This is a genomic window from Variovorax sp. GW821-FHT10C12 (assembly GCF_059415405.1).
The window spans coordinates 284060-302718 of sequence record NZ_JBWKNE010000005.1 but is presented as its reverse complement, the minus strand read 5'-3'; the positions used below and the strand labels follow the sequence as shown (position 1 = coordinate 302718).

The window sequence follows — 18659 nt, the reverse complement described above, 5'->3', positions numbered from 1 at the left end:
CGTCAGGCCCGGCGCGGCGCCGCGGCCGTGCTGCAGGCGCGGCACAGCATCAGCGCCAGCCGCTGCAGCGCCTGCCAGCCGCTGGCGGGCCAGTCGGGCTGCTTCAGGCCCTTGCAGATGCCGTCGACCAGGTGGGCTGCGCGCAGCAGCCGGGTCAGCATGCGGTCGTCCAGGCGCGGCAGCACGCGCTCGAAGGCGCGCTCGCGCGGGCCCCAGATGCGGTTCTCGCGCAGCGCCATCGGCAGCGGGCGGCCCGCGGCCATGGCGTCCTTCACGCGCTTGAGGGCACGGATGTCCTCGGCGATCGTGTAGTGCACCAGCACCTCGGCCTCGCCCTCGGCCTGCAGGCCGTCGAGCATGCGCGCCACGCGCTGCGGGTTGCCGGCCAGCACGGCCTCGGAGAGCTTGAACACGTCGTAGCGCGCCACGTTGTTGACGGCGCCCTCGACCTGCTCCCAGCTCAGCTCGCCCGCCGGGTGCAGCAGCGCGAGCTTCTGGATTTCCTGATGCGCCGCAAGCAGGTTGCCTTCGACGCGGTCGGCAAAGAACTGCAGCGTGCGCTGGCCTTCGTCGCCGGGCATCACGCGCTGGCCCTGCAGCCCCAGGCGCTGGGCGATCCACTGCGGCAGCGCGGCGCGCTCGATCGGGTCGACCTGGATGCTCACGCCGTTGTTCTCCAGCGCCGAGAACCACGCACCGGTGCGTGTGGCCTTGTCCAGGCGCGGCAGCATCACCAGCGTGAGCGTGCTGTCGTTGCCGGGCGCGCCCTCGGCCAGCTGCTGCAGCGCGACGCTGCCGTCCTTGCCGGGCTTGCCCGAGGGAATGCGGATCTCGACGATCTGCTTGTCGGCGAACAGCGAGAGCGAGCCCCCGGCCGCCAGCACCGCGCTCCAGTCGAAGTGCGCGCCGGCCACGGTGTACGAACTGCGCTCGGTGTGGCCCTGGGCGCGCGCGGCGGCGCGGATGGCGTCGGCCGCCTCCTGCGCGAGCAGCGGCTCGTCGCCGTGGATCGTGTAAAGCGGCTTCAGGCCCTTTTGCAGGTGGGCGCCGAGCTGGGCACTGGCAAGTTGCATTGAAAAAAGAACGGAAGCGACGCTTACAGGGACTGCACCGCCGCCAGCCGGCGCATCAGCTGCTGCGCGATGTCGGCCTGCATGTCGCGGTACAGCAGGTCGGCCTCGCTCTCCTTGGCCAGCGCATTGGTTTCGTTGAAGCTCAGGTCGCGCGTCTGCGAGACCTCGGACGCCGCCAGCAACTCCTTGCCGCCCGGCGTGCGCAAGCTGAAGCGGGCGCGCAGGCGCAACTGCACCTCGCGCACCAGGCCGGCGGAGTTGGTCGAGATCACGAAGCGGTCGCGGTCCTCGCTCAGCACGACCAGCACGGCGTCGGCGGTGCTGGCCTCTTCCTTGGGCACCAGCGTCACGTTGCCAGCCGCGCGCAGCTCGCGCCGCAGCTGGTTGATGAGCGCCGTATTGCCTTCGAGCGACAGCGTCTTGAACGCGAAGGTCGGCGCCTTGCGCAGCGCGAAGCCGCAGCCGGACAGGGCCAGCGAAGCGCCTGCCACGCCGAGGCCCAGGAGAAAGCCGCGGCGCGGCTGCGAGGCATTGCGAATGTTCATGCGTCTGTCGTTTCCGTCGTTCTGCAGTGTCGGGTTCAGATGACCACGTTGACCAGGCGCCCGGGCACCACGATCACGCGCTTGGGCGGCGCGCCTTCGGCGAAGTTGACGAAGTCGTCGCAGGCGAGCGCCAGCCGCTCGATCTCGTCCTTCGAAGCACCGGCGGGCACCAGCAGCTTGCCGCGCAGCTTGCCGTTGACCTGCAGCATGAGCTCGACCTCGTCCTGCGCCAGCGCGGCCACGTCGACCACGGGCCAGGGCGCGTCGAGCAGGTCGCCCGAGGCCTTGTCGTAGCCGAGCTGCTGCCACAGCTGGTGCGCGATGTGCGGCGTGGCCGGGTACAGGCAGCGCAGCAGGATGCCGAAGCCCTCGCGCGCGGCGGCCGCGTCGCCCGCGCTGCCGTCGGACTTGAAGCCTTCGAGCGCGTTGAGCAGCTTCATCGCACCCGACACCACCGTGTTGTATTGCATGCGCTGGTAGTCGTAGTCGATCTGGCGCAGCACGGTGTGCACCTCGCGGCGCAGCGCCTGGGCGGGCTTGCCGAAGCTCTGGCCGGCGAGCGCCACGGGTGCCACGTCGGCCTGGGCCACGCCGTAGTTCCACACGCGGCGCAGGAAGCGGTAGCTGCCCTCGACAGCCGCGTCGTTCCACTCGAGCGTGGCTTCGGGCGGCGCGGTGAACATGGTGTACAGGCGCGCGGTGTCGGCGCCGTACTTCTCGATCAGGTCCTGCGGGTCGACGCCGTTGCGTTCGCTCTTGCCCATCTTGCCCACGCCGCCGTACTCGACCTTCGTGCCGTCGGCCAGCGTGCCGCCGGTGATGCGGCCCTGCGCGTCGAGCACCGCCGTGACTTCGAGGGGCGGGAAGTAGTCCTTGCCGCCCTTCTCGTTGCGCTTGTAGAAGATGTGGTTGAGCACCATGCCCTGCGTGAGCAGCTTGGCGAAGGGCTCGTCGGCCTTCACCAGGCCGAGGTCGCGCATGACCTTGGTCCAGAAGCGCGCGTACAGCAAGTGCAGGATCGCGTGCTCGATGCCGCCGATGTACTGGTCCATCGGCATCCAGTAGTCGGCGCCCTCGGCGACCATGGCCTTGTCGTTGGTCGGGTCGCAGTAGCGCATGAAGTACCACGACGAATCGACGAAGGTGTCCATCGTGTCGGTCTCGCGCCGCGCGGCCTTGCCGCACACCGGGCACACCACGCCGGCATGGAAGCCTTCGTGCTTGGCCAGCGGGTTGCCCGAGCCGTCGGGCACGCAGTCGGTCGGCAGCACCACGGGCAGGTCCTTCTCGGGGACCGGCACCGCGCCATGTTCTTCGCAATGGATGATCGGGATCGGCGTGCCCCAGTAGCGCTGGCGGCTCACGCCCCAGTCGCGCAGGCGCCAGGTGGTCTGCAGCTCGCCCAGGTCCTTCTGGCCCAGCGCATGCGCCACGGCGGCCACGGCCTCCTTGTAGGTCATGCCGCTGAAGTTGTCGGAGTTGATGGTCACGCCGCGCTGCTTGTCGCCGTACCAGTCCTGCCACTTGTGATAGTCGAAGTGCGGTTCGTCGTCGACCAGCACGACCTGGATGATCTCGATGCCGTACTTGTTGGCGAAGGCGAAGTCGCGCTCGTCGTGCGCGGGCACGCCCATCACGGCGCCATCGCCGTAGCCGATGAGCACGTAGTTGCCCACCCACACCGGCACCTGCTCGTCGGTGATCGGGTGCTTCACGGTCAGGCCCGTGGGCACGCCCTTCTTTTCTTGCGTGGCCAGCTCGGCCTCGGTCGTGCCGCCACCCTTGCACTCTTCGATGAAGGCCGCGACCTTGGGGTCGAGCGTGGCGGCGTGCGCGGCGAGCGGGTGCTCGGGCGCGACGGCGCAGAAGGTGACGCCCATGATGGTGTCGGCACGCGTGGTGAACACGTACATGCGGCCGTCCTGGATGAGCTTGCCGCTCGCGTCCCGGATGTCATGGGTGAAGGCGAAGCGCAGGCCCTCGCTCTTGCCGATCCAGTTTTCCTGCATCAGCTTGACGCGCTCGGGCCAGCCCGGCAGCTTGTGTTGCGTGTGCTCGAGCAGTTCTTCGGCGTAATCGCTGATCTTCAGGTAGTAGCCGGGGATCTCGCGGCGCTCGACCGTGGCGCCGGTGCGCCAGCCCTTGCCGTCGATCACCTGTTCATTGGCCAGCACGGTCTGGTCGACCGGGTCCCAGTTGACGACCTGGGTCTTGCGGTAGGCAATGCCCTTTTCGAGCATCTTCAGGAACAGCCACTGGTTCCACTTGTAGTAGCTCGGATCGCAGGTGGCGATCTCGCGGCTCCAGTCGATGGCCAGGCCCATGGCCTGGAGCTGGCCCTTCATGTAGGCGATGTTCTCGTAGGTCCACTTGGCCGGTGGCACGCCATTCTTCAGCGCCGCGTTCTCGGCCGGCAGGCCGAAGGCGTCCCAGCCCATGGGCATCAGCACGTTGTAGCCGCTCATGCGCAGGTAGCGCGTGAGCATGTCGTTGATCGTGTAGTTGCGCACGTGGCCCATGTGCAGCTTGCCGCTCGGGTACGGCAGCATCGAGCAGGCGTAGTACTTCTTGCGGCTCGCGTCCTCGGTGACACGGTAGACATCGGCGGCGCGCCATTGCGCCTGGGCAGCGGACTCGACGTCGCTGGGTTTGTAGCTGGGGTTCATGACATCTCGGCAGGGCCCGGCTCGACGGCGGCCGGGAAGGCGGATTATCGCGCCGTGCGTGATCGTCCCCCGGGCTCCATGCCGGAATCAGGCCCTTTCCTGCGGCGGCGGGGCGGGCGTCCACTCGTCGCCGAACAGTTCCGGCTCGCTGTAGGCCTCCAGATTCGCCCAGTGGTGGGCCGCGTCTTCCCGGTAGAACAGGCTGGCCAGCCCCGCCGCCAGGCGCCGCGCGCCGTCGCTGATGGCCGGAATGTCGCCCGACACCGTGCCGTGCGACAGCGCCGCCGGGTAGCAGAAGCAGTGGATGCGCTCCAGCCCCGGGCAGGCGCCGGGTGCGTTTTCCTGGAATTCGAAGGCCGGCCCGAGGTCGGGCGAATCGGTCAGCTCGCGGTCTTCGTCGCCGGGCGCGGGCGTGAAACGGTCTTTCCAGGTGCGAATGTGCGCGGCAATGCCCGCGAATTCGGGGCGGGCGGCCCAGTCGACCTGGAAACCGGTCGACACAATCAAGAAGTCGAACTCGAAGTCGCCCTTGGGCGTGGCCACCCACAGCGCCTCGCCCCGCGGCGCCACCGACAGGATGGGGCAGCCGAAGTTGAAGAAGGCATTGGCGTGCCGCGACACCCGCAGCGTGCTGCCGTGCGGCGGCGGCACGTTCAGCACGTTGATGTAGTGACGGATGCGCCATTTCAGTTCGTCGGGCAGGTCGTAGTGCCCCTGCGTGAGCCCCGGCACGCCGGCGCCCTTGCCCTTGTTGACGCGCGGCAGGTCGGGCCGGCGGATCAGCAGCTCGACGCTGTGTGCGCCGGCCTCGAGCGCGGTGGCGGCGCTGTCCATGGCCGAGGAGCCCGCGCCGACCACGCCCACGCGCAGGCCCTTCAGGCGCCCGTAGTCCATCTCGTCCGAGGAATGCGCCCACTTTGCGCGCGGCAGGCCGTCCACGAACGCCGGCACGGCCGGGCCGCCCAGGCCGTCGCGGCCGGTGGCCAGCACGACGCGGCGCGCCAGCACGCGGCGCTCGCCCTCGGGCGTGCGCAGGTCCAGGCGCACGGCGCTGGCGTCGGGCAACGGTTGCAGCCCCGTAACAGCGGTGTCGTTGCGCACATCCACGCCCATCACGCGGCGGTACCAGACCAGGTAGTCCATCCACTGCAGGCGCGGGATCTTGTCCATCGCGGCCCAGGCCTCGGTGCCGAACTGGGCCTCGAACCAGGCGCGGAAGGTCAGCGAAGGCAGCCCCAGCGCCGGGCCCGTGAGCTCCTTGGGCGAGCGCAGGGTTTCCATGCGCGCCGTGGTGGCCCAGGGGCCTTCGCGCCCGGCCGGCGCGCGGTCGAAGACCACGGCGCGGATGCCCTGCTGCGCCAGCGCGCCCGCCGCGGCCAGCCCGGCCTGGCCGCCACCGATGATGGCCACGTCGAGCACGGGTTCGCCGTCGATCTGGCGCGGCGGCACCCAGGCGCGGGCGGGCCATCCGAGGTAGTCGAGGTCCTGGGCGAGCCGGCGTTCGAGCGCGGCGAGGCCGATGGGTGGGGCGGAGGGGGAGAAAGCGGTGTCGTCGGTGGTCATCGGTCGGGGGTCGGGGCGGCAGCGCCCCGCCCTGCTGAATTTACCCACTTCCGCGCGGCGCCCGCCTGCAACAGCGTACCGCTGGCCCGGATTTCGCATGCCACAATGAATTTCGACCACAGGGGCAGGCATGAGCGGCAGCAACGGCGAATGGTGGCGGGGCGCGGTGATCTACCAGATCTACCCGCGCAGCTTCATGGACAGCAACGGCGACGGCGTCGGCGACCTGCCCGGCATCACGTCGAAGCTCGACCACGTCGCCCGCCTGGGCGTCGACGCGGTCTGGGTCTCGCCCTTCTTCCGCTCCCCCATGAAGGACTTCGGCTACGACGTGGCCGACTACCGCGCGGTCGATCCGCTGTTCGGCACGCTGGCCGACTTCGACGCCATGCGCGCGCGCATGCACGCGCTGGGCCTGAAGCTCATCATCGACCAGGTGCTCTCGCACACCTCCGACCAGCACGCCTGGTTCGCCGAAAGCCGCAGCTCGCGCGACAACCCGAAGGCCGACTGGTACGTCTGGGCCGACCCGAAGCCCGACGGCACGCCGCCCACCAACTGGCTCTCGGTCTTCGGCGGCTCGGCCTGGCAGTGGGACTCGCGCCGGCGGCAGTACTACCTGCACAGCTTTCTGGCCGAGCAGCCCGACCTCAACTTCCATTGCGCCGAGGTCCAGGATGCGCTGCTCGGCGAGGTGCGCTTCTGGTGCGAACGCGGCGTGGACGGCTTCCGCTTCGACGCCTGCAACCACCAGTTCCACGACGCGCTGCTGCGCGACAACCCGCCCGCCACGGTCGAATCGATGGACGAGGTCAGCACCGTGCGCGCCGACAACCCGTATGCGATGCAGGTCCACCTGTACGACAAGAGCCAGCCCGAGAACCTCGTGTTCCTCGAGCGCCTGCGCCGGCTGCTCGACGGCTACGGCGCGGTCGCGCTGGGCGAGGTCGGCGACGAGAACGCGCCGCCGGTCATGGCGCAGTACACCGAACTTGGCAAGCGCCTGCACCTGGCCTACAGCTTCAGCCTGCTCACCGCCGACCACAGCCCCAAGCACCTGCGCCACCAGGTCGAATCGCTCGACACCGCACTGGCCGTGACGGGCGGCTGGGGCTGCTGGGCGGTGTCGAACCACGACGTGCCGCGCGTCGCCACGCGCTGGAGCGATGGCCAGGCGCCCGACACCCGCCGCGACCGGCTCTGGCTGGCGCTGCTGCTCGCGCTGCGCGGCAGCGTCAGCCTCTACCAAGGCGAAGAGCTCGGCCTGCCCGAGGCCGACGTGCCCTTCGAATTGCTGCAAGACCCCTACGGCCGTGCCTTCTGGCCCGAGTTCAAGGGCCGCGACGGCTGCCGCACGCCGATGCCCTGGACCGCCGATGCGCCCAACGCCGGCTTCAGCACCGGCACGCCCTGGTTGCCGGTGGACGGCGCGCACCTGCCGCTGGCCGTCGACCAGCAGGAGGCCGACCCCGACTCGATGCTCGCCTTCAGCCGCGCGCTGCTGCACTGGCGGCGCACCCAGCCGCTGCTGCGCACGGGCGCGCTGGCGTTCGTCGATGCGCCCGCGCCGCTGCTGCACATCGTGCGAAGCGACGGGGAGGCGGTGCTGCATGCGGTCTTCAATACAGGCATCGAGCCTGTCGTGGTTCCCTTGCCCGCGCCGCTGGTGCCGCTGGCCGGCCACCCGCTCGCACCGACCGCGACCGTCACCGCCGATCCAAAGCCCCTGCTGACACTGGCGCCTTATGGCGTGTTCTTCGGCACACCCGCCGAAGCAGGAGGACGCTGAACCCCATGCCGCCTTCTCCCTTCCTCCAAGCCGCCGACATCCACGCACTGATGCGCGCCGAGCACGGCGACCCGTTCGCCGTGCTCGGCCCCCACGAGACCGCCGACGGCCTCGAGGTGCGTGCGCTGATGCCCGGCGCGCGGCAGGTGGCCGTGGTGCATTCGCGCACCGGCTGGCCGCTGTCGATCCTTGCGCGGCACGAGGGCTCCGACCTGTTCAGCGGCCTCGTGCCCGCGGCCGAGGCGCGCATGGGCTACTCGTTCCAGGTCGACTGGGAGACCGGGCACGCCTCGCGACTCGAAGACCCGTACCGCTTTCCGTTCGTGCTCGGCGAGACCGACGTCTGGCTGCTGGCCGAGGGCACGCACCTGCGGCCGTGGGAGCGGCTGGGCGCGCACCTGCGCGAGATCGACGGCGTGAAGGGCGTGGCCTTTGCCGTGTGGGCGCCGAATGCGCGGCGCGTGTCGGTGGTCGGTGACTTCAACAACTGGGACGGCCGGCGCCACATGATGCGGCTGCGCCGCGAGTGCGGCGTGTGGGAGATCTTCGCGCCGCACGTGGCGACCGGCGACAGCTACGAGTTCGAGATTCTGTCAGCGCGCGGCGAGGTGCTGCGCAAGGCCGACCCCTTCGCGTTCTCGTCGCAGCTGCGCCCCGGCACCGCCTGTGTCGTGGCGCCGCTGCCCGCGCCCGTGCCGATGCCCGCCGGGCGCGCCGAGGCCAACGCACATGGGGCGCCGATCAGCGTCTACGAAGTGCACCTGGGCTCGTGGCGCCGCAAGCACCACGGCCAGGAATGGCTGGACTACCGCGAGCTGGCCGACACGCTCGTGCCCTATGTGCGCGACATGGGTTTCACGCACATCGAGCTGCTGCCCATCACCGAGCACCCCTTCGACGGCTCGTGGGGCTACCAGCCCATCGGCCTGTATGCGCCGACCTCGCGCTTCGGCACGCCCGGCGACTTCCGTCATTTGGTCGAAGCCGCGCATGCCGCGGGGCTGGGCGTGATCCTCGACTGGGTGCCCGCGCACTTTCCGACCGACGCGCACGGCCTGGGCAACTTCGACGGCACCGCGCTGTACGAGTACGCCGATCCGCGCGAGGGCTTCCACAACGACTGGCAGACGCTGATCTTCAACTACGCCCGCACGGAGGTGCGCAACTACCTCGTGGGCAATGCGCTGTACTGGCTGGAGCGCTACGGCGTGGACGGCCTGCGCGTGGATGCGGTGGCCTCGATGCTGTACCGCGACTACAGCCGCAAGGCCGGCGAGTGGGTGCCGAATGCGCAGGGCGGGCGCGAGAACCTGGAGGCCATCGATTTCCTTCGCCGCATGAACCGCGTGGTGGGCGTGGAGCGTCCGGGGACTGTGACCATCGCGGAAGAGTCGACGAGCTTTCCCGGCGTGACGCGACCGCCGGAAGACGGCGGGCTGGGGTTTCACTACAAGTGGAACATGGGGTGGATGAACGACACGCTGTCGTATGCCGGGACCGATCCGGTCTATCGCAAGCACCATCACCAGCAGATCACCTTCGGGCTGATGTACGCGCACAGCGAGAACTTCGTGTTGCCGCTGTCGCATGACGAAGTGGTGCACGGCAAGGGGTCGATGATCGGGCGCATGCCTGGCGATGAATGGCAGAAGTTCGCGGGGTTGCGCAACCTGTATGGGTACCTCTGGGCTTATCCGGGGAAGAAGCTGCTGTTCATGGGGGGGGAGTTTGCGCAATACGCGGAGTGGAATGCGGATCGCGGGTTGGACTGGCATTTGCTCGAGCATGCAGGGCATCAGGGGGTGCGGCGGTTGGTGCGCGATCTGAACAACGTGTATCGGCACTTTCCTGCTTTGCATGAGCTGGACCATGAGGGGTCCGGGTTCGAGTGGTTGGTGCATGACGATGTGGCGCAGTCGGTGTTTGCGTTTGTTCGGCGGGCTCGGGATGGGGGGGTTGTTGTGGTGGTTTGCAACTTCACGCCTGTGCCTCGGCATGGCTATCGGTTGGGGGTGCCTGTGGCTGGTTCTTACCGGGAGGTCATCAATACCGATGGGGTGGTTTACGGTGGGAGTGGCGTGGGGAACGGGGTTGTCGAGAGTGCTTCGGTGCCTTGGCATGGGAAGGCCGATTCGATCGTGATCAGCGTGCCTCCACTCGCTACTTTGATGTGGGTGTTGAATTGACTCGCTCTGGGCTGGGCTGTGTTCCGGGGCCGGGTCTCGGCCCGGCCTCGGGAAGCAAACGCCCAGGAGCACAAGCAACATGCTGAGCCCAGGCACCCCCCTCCCCTTAGGCGCAACCCCGTCACAGCAAGGCGTCAACTTCGCCATCGCAGCGCCAACAGCAAGCAAAGTAGAACTCTGCCTCTTCGACAGCACAGGCCAGAACGAACAACAGCGCCTACCGCTTCCAGAATGCACCGACGGCATCTGGCACGGCCTGCTTCCCAACGCAAGAGCCGGCCTGATCTACGGCTACCGAGTCCACGGCCCGTGGGCACCCCATGAGGGGAAACGCTTCAACCCCGCCAAGCTCCTCCTCGACCCTTACGCCCGAGAAATCATCGGCCACTACAACGGCAGCGACCTCTTCCTGGGCCACACCCCCACAGACCCAACCCAACGCGACCACAGAGATAACGGCTCGATCGCACTCAAAGCCCGCGTCACAGCACCCAGCAACGCACCCCAAACAACAGGCCGCGCCCACATCTCCCCCACCGACCGCGTCCTCTACGAACTCCACATCCGCAGCCTCACCCACCAGCACCCCGGCGTGCCCGACCCGCTAAGAGGCACCTACGCAGGCCTGGCAGAACCCGCAGTGCTAGACCACCTGCAACGCCTGGGCATCACCACCCTCAGCCTCATGCCCGTGCAGCACCGCGCCGACGAACAGCGCCTGCTCGCCAAGGGCCTGACCAACCACTGGGGCTACAACACCATCGGCTGGTTCGCCCCCGAGGCGCGCTTCTGGAGCGGCCGCCCCGGCACCACGCCTGCCAGCGAGTTCCGCGCCATGGCCGATGCGGTGCATGCGCGCGGCATGGAGCTGGTGATCGACGTGGTCTACAACCACAGCGCCGAAAGCGACGAGCTCGGCCCCACGCTCTCGCTGCGCGGCATCGACAACGCCCTGTACTACCACCTGCGCCCCGACGACCGCGCCCTGAACGAGAACTGGGCCGGCACGGGCAACTGCCTGAACCTCGGCGAGCCACGCGTGCTGCAGCTCGTTATGGACAGCCTGCGCTTCTGGGCCTGCGAGATGGGCGTCGACGGCTTCCGCTTCGACCTCGCCCCGGTGCTGGGCCGTGACGCGCAACGCGGCTTCGATGCGCGCACGCCCTTCTTCGCGGCCATCGCGCAAGACCCGGTGCTGTCGCGCACGCTGCGCATCGCCGAGCCCTGGGACCTCGGCCCCGGCGGCTACCGGCTCGGCGAGTTTCCGCCCGGCTGGCTCGAATGGAACGACCGCTTCCGCGACACGCAACGCGGCTTCTGGCTGCGCCAGGGGCGCGAGGGCGCCGCCGGCCTGGGCGACTTCGCGCACCGCTTCACGGCCTCCAGCGCGAGCTTCGCGCACGATGGCCGCGCACCGACCGCGAGCGTCAACTTCATCACCGCGCACGACGGCTTCACGCTGCGCGACCTCGTGAGCTACGAGTCGCGCCACAACCTCGCCAACGGCGAAGACAACCGCGACGGCCACGCCCACAACCTGAGCACCAACTGCGGCGTCGAAGGCCCGAGCGACGACCCCGCCGTGCGCGCAATGCGCGCGCGCCTGCGACGCACGCTGCTCGCCACGCTGCTGCTGTCCCAGGGCACGCCGATGCTGCTGGCCGGCGACGAGCTCGGCCACAGCCAGGGCGGCAACAACAACGCCTACTGCCAGGACAACGAGACCACCTGGCTCGGCTGGATCGGGCTGTCCGACCCGACCAGCGAACGCGCGCGCCTGACAACCTTCGTCGCGCGGCTCACCGCCCTGCGGCGCGAGGCGCCGGCGCTGCGCAGCGCGCATTGGTGGCCGGCCGAACCGCCGGTCGACGCCCCCCCGGGCCTGCGCTGGCTGCGCCCCGACGGCCAGCCGATGGCACCGGCCGACTGGCACGCAGGCACGGCACTTGCGATCCTGTTCGGGCATGCCGAGGACGCCTGGCTGGTGCTGGTGAATGCGGGCCCGGGCCCCGTCAGCTTCACGTTGCCGAATGGCGACTGGCGCTGCTGCCTGGCCACCGATGCCGAAGACCCCGACGACCTGCGCACCGCGCCCCGCCCGCTGGGCCGCACGGCGCAGGTGCCGGATTCGAGCCTCTGGCTTGCAAGAACGTAGGAGCCAAGCCCACGGCGCAGTGCCAGACTCGGTGCGGACACTCTGACGACGAACTCAACAAGCGAACGAACGAACGGAGACACAGATGGACAAGCTCAACACCCAGGGCGCACAAGCCCCGCAGGCGCCCCTGCAGGCCCATCAACTGGTCCGCCGCACCATCGCGCTGGTGCTGGCCGGCGGCCGAGGCTCCCGCCTCAAGCAGCTCACCGACCGGCGCGCCAAGCCGGCCGTGTACTTCGGCGGCAAGTTCCGCATCATCGACTTCGCGCTGTCCAACTGCCTGAACTCCGGCATCCGGCGCATGGCGGTGGTCACGCAGTACAAGTCGCACTCGCTCATGCGCCACCTGCAGCGCGGCTGGAGCTTCCTGCGCGCCGAGCTCAACGAGATGGTCGACGTGCTGCCCGCGCAGCAGCGCATGGGCGACGAGCACTGGTACCGCGGCACGGCCGACGCGGTGTTCCAGAACCTGGACATCATCAGCACCCGCTCCACGCCGCACGACTACGTGGTGGTGCTGGCCGGCGACCACATCTACAAGATGGACTACTCCATCATGCTCAAGGACCACGCCGAGCGCGGCCTGGGCTGCACGGTCGGCTGCATCGAGGTGCCGCGCCACGAGGCCACGGCCTTCGGCGTGATGGCAGTGGACGACGGCCGTCAGATCACCAGCTTCCTCGAAAAGCCCGCCGATCCGCCCGCCATGCCCGGCCACCCCGACCTGGCGCTGGCCAGCATGGGCATCTACATCTTCGACTCGGCCTACCTGTACCGGCTGCTCGAGGAAGACAACGCCAACCCCGATTCGAGCCACGACTTCGGCAAGGACATCATCCCGCGCGCCGTGGCCGAGGGCCGCGCGCTGGCGCACCCGTTCAGCATGTCGTGCGTCACGCGCGCCTCGCGCGGGCCCGACGCCAAGGCCTACTGGCGCGACGTGGGCACGATTGATGCATTCTGGGCAGCCAACCTCGACCTGGCCTCGATCACCCCGGAGCTCGACATCTATGACACGGACTGGCCCATCTGGACCTACCAGCGGCAGCTGCCGCCGGCCAAGTTCGTGCTCGACCGCGAGGGCAAGCACGGCATGACGGTCAACACCATCGTCTCGGGCGGCTGCATCGTTTCGGGCTCGAAGATCAGCAGCGCGGTGCTGTTCTCGGGCGTGCGCATCCACTCCTTCTGCGAGATCAACGAGGCCGTGCTGCTGCCCGACGTCGAAGTGGGCCGCGGCTGCCGGCTGAACCGCGTGGTGATCGACCGCGGCTGCGTGATCCCCGACGACACGGTCATCGGCGAAGACGCCGAGGCCGATGCCGCGCGCTTCGAGCGCACGGAAACGGGCGTGGTGCTGGTCACGCGCGAAATGCTGCGCCGGCTGGCGCCCGACCCTGTTCCCATGGCCGCTTCCTGATCCACACCATGCGCATCCTCCAGGTCAGCGCCGAGCTGTTTCCCCTCCTGAAGACCGGCGGCCTGGCGGACATCGCCGGCGCCCTGCCCCTGGCGCTCATGGCCGCGGGGCAGGAGGCGCGCGCGCTGCTGCCGGGCTTTCCCGCCATCGTGGCCGGCGTGCGCGACCTGGTGCCGGTGGCCGAGTTCGCCGCGCCTTGGGGCGAGCGCTTCGGCCTGCGCGCCGGGCACGTCGCCATTGCGGGCGCACCGCCGATTGCCACCTACGTGATCGACGCGCCCGCGCTCTACGACCGGCCCGGCAATCCGTACGAAGACACCACGCGCCAGCCTTACGGCGACAACCACCGGCGCTTCGCGCTGCTGGGTTGGGCGGCGGCACAGCTCGCGCAGGGGCTCGACCCCGGCTGGCGGCCCGACATCGTGCACGCGCACGACTGGCACGCGGCGCTCGCGCCCGCCTACCTGGCCTTCGCGCGGCGCGCGGGCGGCCCGCGCACGGGCAGCGTGTTCACGGTGCACAACCTGGCCTACCAGGGCGTGTTCGCGCCCTGGCACTTCGCCGAACTCGGCCTGCCGGCGCCGGCCTTCCACATGAACGGGCTGGAGTACCACGGCCAGATCTCCTTCATGAAGGGCGGCCTGTACTTCGCCGACCAGCTCACCACCGTGAGCCCCACCTACGCGCTCGAGATCCAGACACCCGAGCAGGGCTGCGGCCTCGACGGCCTGCTGCGCCAGCGCAGCAACGTGCTCAGCGGCATCCTCAACGCGGTCGACGACCAGGTCTGGAACCCATCCACCGACGCCGCGCTGGCGCAGGGCTACCAGGCGCCCGAGGGCCGCCACATGGCCGGCAAGGCGCGTTGCAAGTCGGTGCTGCAGCGCCAGCTGGGGCTGGCCGAGCGCCCCGACGCGCCGCTGTTCATCGTGGTGAGCCGGCTCACCGAGCAGAAGGGTTTGCACCTCGTGCTCGGCGGCCTCGACACGCTGCTGGCGCAGGGCGGCCAGCTGGCGCTGTTGGGCAGCGGCGAAGGCTGGCTCGAAGAAGCCTTCCGCCAGCGCGCGGCGGCGGCGCCCGCCTCGGTGAGCGTCACCATCGGCTACGACGAGACACTGGCGCACCAGCTCTTCGGCGCGGGCGACGTGACGATCGTGCCCTCGCTGTTCGAGCCCTGCGGCCTCACGCAGATGTACGGCCTGAAGTACGGCAGCCTGCCGCTGGTGCGCCGCGTCGGCGGGCTGGCCGACACCGTCGTCGACTGCACGCTGGAAGACATGGCCAGCGGCGCCGCCACCGGCTTCGTGTTCGACCGCTTCGAGGACGCCGACTACGACCGCGCCCTGCGCCGCGCCTTCGCGCTGTACGAGCGCGCCGCCGACTGGCGCCGCGTGCGCGGCAATGCCATGCGGCGCCCGGCCGACTGGGGCACGGCGGCCGCGCAGTACATCGATGTGTACCAACGGGCGCTGGCCTGAAGCCCCCGCCCCACACCCCACCACCCACTCCGGGAACGCCCCCATGACGATCAAGGACTTCGCCTACGACCACCCCGACCGCGACGTTGCCGCCTTCAAGCGCGCGGTGGCCAACAAGCTGATCTACGCCGTCGGCAAGGACCCCGTGGCCGCCAGCCCCGACGACTGGCTGCACGCCACCGCGCTGGCCGTGCGCGACCAGCTCGTCGAGCGCTGGATGACGACCACGCGCGCCAACTACGCGCAGGACCTCAAGCGCGTGTATTACCTCTCGATGGAGTTCCTCATCGGGCGCACCTTCACCAACGCGCTGCTCGCCGTCGACCTGTACGGCACCGTGCGCGAGGCGCTGGCCGACTTCGGCGTCGACATGGCGGCGCTGGCCGAGCGCGAGCCCGATGCGGCGCTCGGCAACGGTGGCCTGGGGCGGCTCGCGGCCTGCTTTCTCGATTCGATGGCCACGCTCGGCGTGCCCGGCATGGGCTACGGCATCCGCTACGAGTACGGCATGTTCCGCCAGCGCATCGTCGACGGCCAGCAGGTCGAAACGCCCGACTACTGGCTCACGCGCGGCAACCCGTGGGAGTTCCAGCGGCCCGAGGTGAACTACCGCGTGCGCTTCGGCGGCCATGTGCAAAAGCGCGAAGGCAAGAACGCGCCCTACGGCGCGGCCGACTGGGTCGACACGCACGACGTGCTCGCCGTGGCCTACGACACCATCATTCCCGGCTACGGCACGCAGGCCACCAACACCTTGCGGCTGTGGTCGGCGCGCGCCACCGAGGAGATCGACCTGTCGGCCTTCAACCGCGGCAACTACATGGCGGCGGTGGAGAGCAAGAACCACTCCGAGAACGTCTCGCGCGTGCTCTACCCCGACGACTCCACGCCCTCGGGCCGCGAGCTGCGGCTGCACCAGGAATACTTCTTCTGCAGCGCCAGCATGCAGGACCTGCTGCGCCGCTACCTGCGCAACCACACGAGCTTCGACCAACTGTCCGACAAGGTCAGCATCCACCTGAACGACACGCACCCGGTGCTGGCCGTGCCCGAGCTCATGCGCCTGCTGCTCGACGAGCACGGCCTGGCGTGGGACGTGGCCTGGGGCCACACGCAGAAGGTGTTCAGCTACACCAACCACACGCTGATGCACGAGGCCCTGGAAACCTGGCCGGTCGAGATGCTGGGGCGCATCCTGCCGCGCCACCTGCAGATCCTGTACGACATCAACGCGAAGTTCCTGGCCGCCGTGACGCAGACGCACGGCCAGGACGTCGAGCTGGTGCGCCGCCTCTCGCTGATCGACGAGACCGGCGAACGCCGCGTGCGCATGGCCTACGTGGCGGTGCTCGCGAGCCATTCGGTGAACGGCGTGTCGGGGCTGCACTCGGAGCTGATGAAGCAGTCGATCTTTGCCGACTTCGCGAAGATCTTTCCCGAACGCTTCAACAACAAGACCAACGGCGTCACGCCGCGCCGCTGGCTCGCACAGGCCAACCCGCCGCTGGCCGCGCTGCTCGACCAGCGCATCGGCAAGGGCTGGCGGCGCGACCTGTCGCAGCTCGAAGCATTGCGCCCGATGGTCGCGCAGCCCGCCTTCGTGCGCGCCTTTCGCCATGCCAAGCGCGAGAACAAGCTGCGGCTGGCCAACTGGGTCGGCGAGCACCTGAAGCTCGACCTGGACACCGACGCGATGTTCGACGTGCAGGTCAAGCGCATCCACGAGTACAAGCGGCAGCTGCTCAACGTGCTGCACGTCGTCGCGCGGTACCACCGCATCCTCGATGCGCAGGCCAGCGGCGCGCAGCTCGACATCGTGCCGCGCGTGGTCGTGTTCGCGGGCAAGGCGGCCTCGGCCTATGCGATGGCCAAGCAGGTGATCCGGCTCATCAACGACGTGGCGGCCACCGTGAATGCCGACGCGCGCGTGGGCAAGCTGCTGAAGGTGGTGTTCCTGCCGAACTACAGCGTGAGCCTGGCCGAGATCATCATGCCGGCGGCCGACCTGTCGGAGCAGATTTCCACCGCGGGCACGGAAGCTTCAGGCACTGGCAACATGAAGTTCGCGCTCAACGGCGCGCTCACCATCGGGACGCTCGACGGCGCCAATGTCGAGATGCGCGAGAACGTCGGCCCCGAGAACATCTTCATCTTCGGCCACACCACGCCCGAGGTGGCCGACATCCGTGCCCGCGGCTACCAGCCGCGCGAGATCTACGAGGAGAACGCCGAACTCAAGCGCGTGCTCGACGCGATTCGCGATGGCGCGTTCTCGCCGGGCGAGCCGGCGCGCTACCAGGGCATCTACGACGCGCTCGTGAACTGGGGCGACCACTACCTGCTGCTGGCCGACTACGCGAGCTATGTCGCGAAGCAGGCCGAGGTCGATGCGCTGTACCGCGACGCGGAGGCATGGACGCGCATGGCGATCCTCAACGTGGCGGGGATGGGGGCGTTCTCGTCGGACCGGACGATTGCCGAATACGCCCACGAGATCTGGCACACGAAGCCCGTGGTGCTCAGCTGAGGCGAGCGGGCCGGGCCCGCAAGGTCAGCGCGGTTTGGCGGGGGCCGCCTCGGCCTCGGTGACAAAGCCGATGCGGCTCAGCCCGGCCTTGTTCGCGATGCCCATCAGCGCCACCACCTTGCCGTAGGGCACGGTCTGGTCGGCGCGCAACTGCACCTCGGTGTCCTTGCTGTCGGCGGCGGCCTTTTCGAGCTGGGCGGTCAGCTCTTCATCGGTCACGGGCTTGTCGTTCAGGAAGACCTTGCCCGAGGCATCGACCGACAGGCTCACGAACTTCGGCGTGTCGTTGGGCTGACCCGCGTCGGTCTGCGGCAGGTCGAGCTTGATCGAGCTGGCCATCAGCGGCGCGGTGATGATGAAGATCACCAGCAGCACCAGCATCACGTCGACCAGCGGCGTGACGTTGATGTCGGACAGCGGACGCTGCCCGCCCGCGCCCATGGCCCGCCCGCCGCCTGCGGCGCTGCTGCCCAGTGAGGTGCGTCCGAAGGCCATGGTGTGCGTGGCGCCTTAAACAGGCATCGGCCGCGCGGGCGGCGGTGCGGCGGGTGCCGGCGCTTCGCCGAAGCTGCCGAGCAGGTCGTGCGCGAAGCCTTCGAGCTCGGCCTCGACGCGACCCACCACACGGCCGAACACGTTGTAGGCCAGCACGGCCGGAATGGCGACCGCGAGGCCGAAGGCCGTCATGACGAGCGCCTCGCCGACCGGCCCGGCCACCTTGTCGATGGTGAAGCCGCCGGTCTGGCCCGCGATGCCCGCGAGGGCGCCGTAGATGCCCCAGACAGTGCCGAGCAGGCCGACGAAGGGCGCGGTGGCGCCCACGGTGGCCAGCAGGATCTGCCCGGCCTGCAGGCGCCGCAGCGCGCCGTGCAGCGCACCGCGCAGCACGCGCGTGAGGCGCTGGTTGCGGTCGACCGTGGCGCCCAGCGTGCCGCCGGGGGCTTCGGTGGCGGCCTGGCACAGCGCGGCCACGGCGGGGCGCACGAGTTCGGCGCGGTCGAAGGCTTGCAGCTTCTGCTCGGCCTCGACCAGGGTGGCCGACTGCCAGAACGCCGCGATGCTTCGCAGCACGTCGCGCGTGCCGCCGCGCAGCAGCCAGGCTTTCCAGAGGATCACGACCCAGCTGGCGATCGACATCGCGAGCAGCAGCGCGGCCACCGAACGGCTGACGCCGTCACCGTGGGTCAGCAGTTCAAGAACACTCACAGGGTCCCCCAGTCACGGTTTTTTCGCGAAACACCGCGGAACCGGCTT

At 69.4% G+C, this 18659-nt stretch carries 12 protein-coding genes; 6 read left to right on the top strand and 6 right to left on the bottom strand.

The window, feature by feature from the left end:
• Nucleotides 1-2: 2 nt before the first annotated feature.
• The 4 genes from holA to AC07OH_RS22700 form a co-directional block, all read right to left on the bottom strand.
• A complete protein-coding gene (gene holA / locus AC07OH_RS22715) occupies nucleotides 3-1073 on the bottom strand; it encodes a DNA polymerase III subunit delta (protein WP_495302206.1) in 1071 nt (356 codons plus the stop codon).
• A gap of 23 nt (nucleotides 1074-1096) precedes the next feature.
• Nucleotides 1097-1618, bottom strand: coding sequence for an LPS-assembly lipoprotein LptE (locus tag AC07OH_RS22710; protein WP_495302205.1), 522 nt, complete (start codon nucleotides 1616-1618; stop codon nucleotides 1097-1099).
• 35 nt (nucleotides 1619-1653) lie between these two features.
• On the bottom strand, nucleotides 1654-4284 hold the full coding sequence (gene leuS, locus AC07OH_RS22705) for a leucine--tRNA ligase (protein ID WP_495302204.1): 2631 nt from the start codon (nucleotides 4282-4284) through the stop codon (nucleotides 1654-1656).
• 87 nt (nucleotides 4285-4371) lie between these two features.
• Nucleotides 4372-5847, bottom strand: a complete 1476-nt coding sequence (locus tag AC07OH_RS22700) for an FAD-dependent oxidoreductase (protein WP_495302203.1) — start codon at nucleotides 5845-5847, stop codon at nucleotides 4372-4374.
• A gap of 130 nt (nucleotides 5848-5977) precedes the next feature.
• Here AC07OH_RS22700 and AC07OH_RS22695 point away from each other — a divergent pair, with 130 nt between their 5' ends.
• The 6 genes from AC07OH_RS22695 (at nucleotide 5978) to AC07OH_RS22670 (ending at nucleotide 17405) form a co-directional block, all read left to right on the top strand.
• On the top strand, nucleotides 5978-7636 hold the full coding sequence (locus AC07OH_RS22695) for an alpha-amylase family glycosyl hydrolase (protein WP_495302202.1): 1659 nt from the start codon (nucleotides 5978-5980) through the stop codon (nucleotides 7634-7636).
• 5 nt (nucleotides 7637-7641) lie between these two features.
• The gene (glgB, locus tag AC07OH_RS22690; protein ID WP_495302201.1) at nucleotides 7642-9822 is read left to right on the top strand and encodes a 1,4-alpha-glucan branching protein GlgB; all 2181 of its coding nucleotides are present in this window, start codon (nucleotides 7642-7644) and stop codon (nucleotides 9820-9822) included.
• 79 nt (nucleotides 9823-9901) lie between these two features.
• Nucleotides 9902-11977, top strand: a complete 2076-nt coding sequence (glgX, locus tag AC07OH_RS22685; RefSeq protein WP_495302200.1) for a glycogen debranching protein GlgX — start codon at nucleotides 9902-9904, stop codon at nucleotides 11975-11977.
• 85 nt (nucleotides 11978-12062) lie between these two features.
• A complete protein-coding gene (gene glgC, locus AC07OH_RS22680; protein WP_495302199.1) occupies nucleotides 12063-13400 on the top strand; it encodes a glucose-1-phosphate adenylyltransferase in 1338 nt (445 codons plus the stop codon).
• Nucleotides 13401-13408: 8 nt separating this feature from the next.
• Entirely contained in the window at nucleotides 13409-14878 is a 1470-nt protein-coding gene (gene glgA, locus AC07OH_RS22675; protein WP_495302198.1) for a glycogen synthase GlgA, read from the top strand.
• A gap of 43 nt (nucleotides 14879-14921) precedes the next feature.
• A complete protein-coding gene (locus tag AC07OH_RS22670) occupies nucleotides 14922-17405 on the top strand; it encodes a glycogen/starch/alpha-glucan phosphorylase (protein ID WP_495302197.1) in 2484 nt (827 codons plus the stop codon).
• A 24-nt stretch (nucleotides 17406-17429) separates the two neighbouring features.
• Here AC07OH_RS22670 and AC07OH_RS22665 read toward each other — a convergent pair whose 3' ends face one another.
• Both AC07OH_RS22665 and AC07OH_RS22660 read right to left on the bottom strand, forming a co-directional pair.
• Nucleotides 17430-17900: an ExbD/TolR family protein gene (locus AC07OH_RS22665; protein ID WP_099794719.1), complete on the bottom strand. Its 471-nt coding sequence runs from the start codon at nucleotides 17898-17900 to the stop codon at nucleotides 17430-17432.
• A 15-nt stretch (nucleotides 17901-17915) separates the two neighbouring features.
• Nucleotides 17916-18611 (bottom strand): MotA/TolQ/ExbB proton channel family protein, encoded by a 696-nt coding sequence (locus tag AC07OH_RS22660; RefSeq protein WP_495302196.1) that lies wholly within the window; start codon nucleotides 18609-18611, stop codon nucleotides 17916-17918.
• Nucleotides 18612-18659 lie beyond the last annotated feature (48 nt).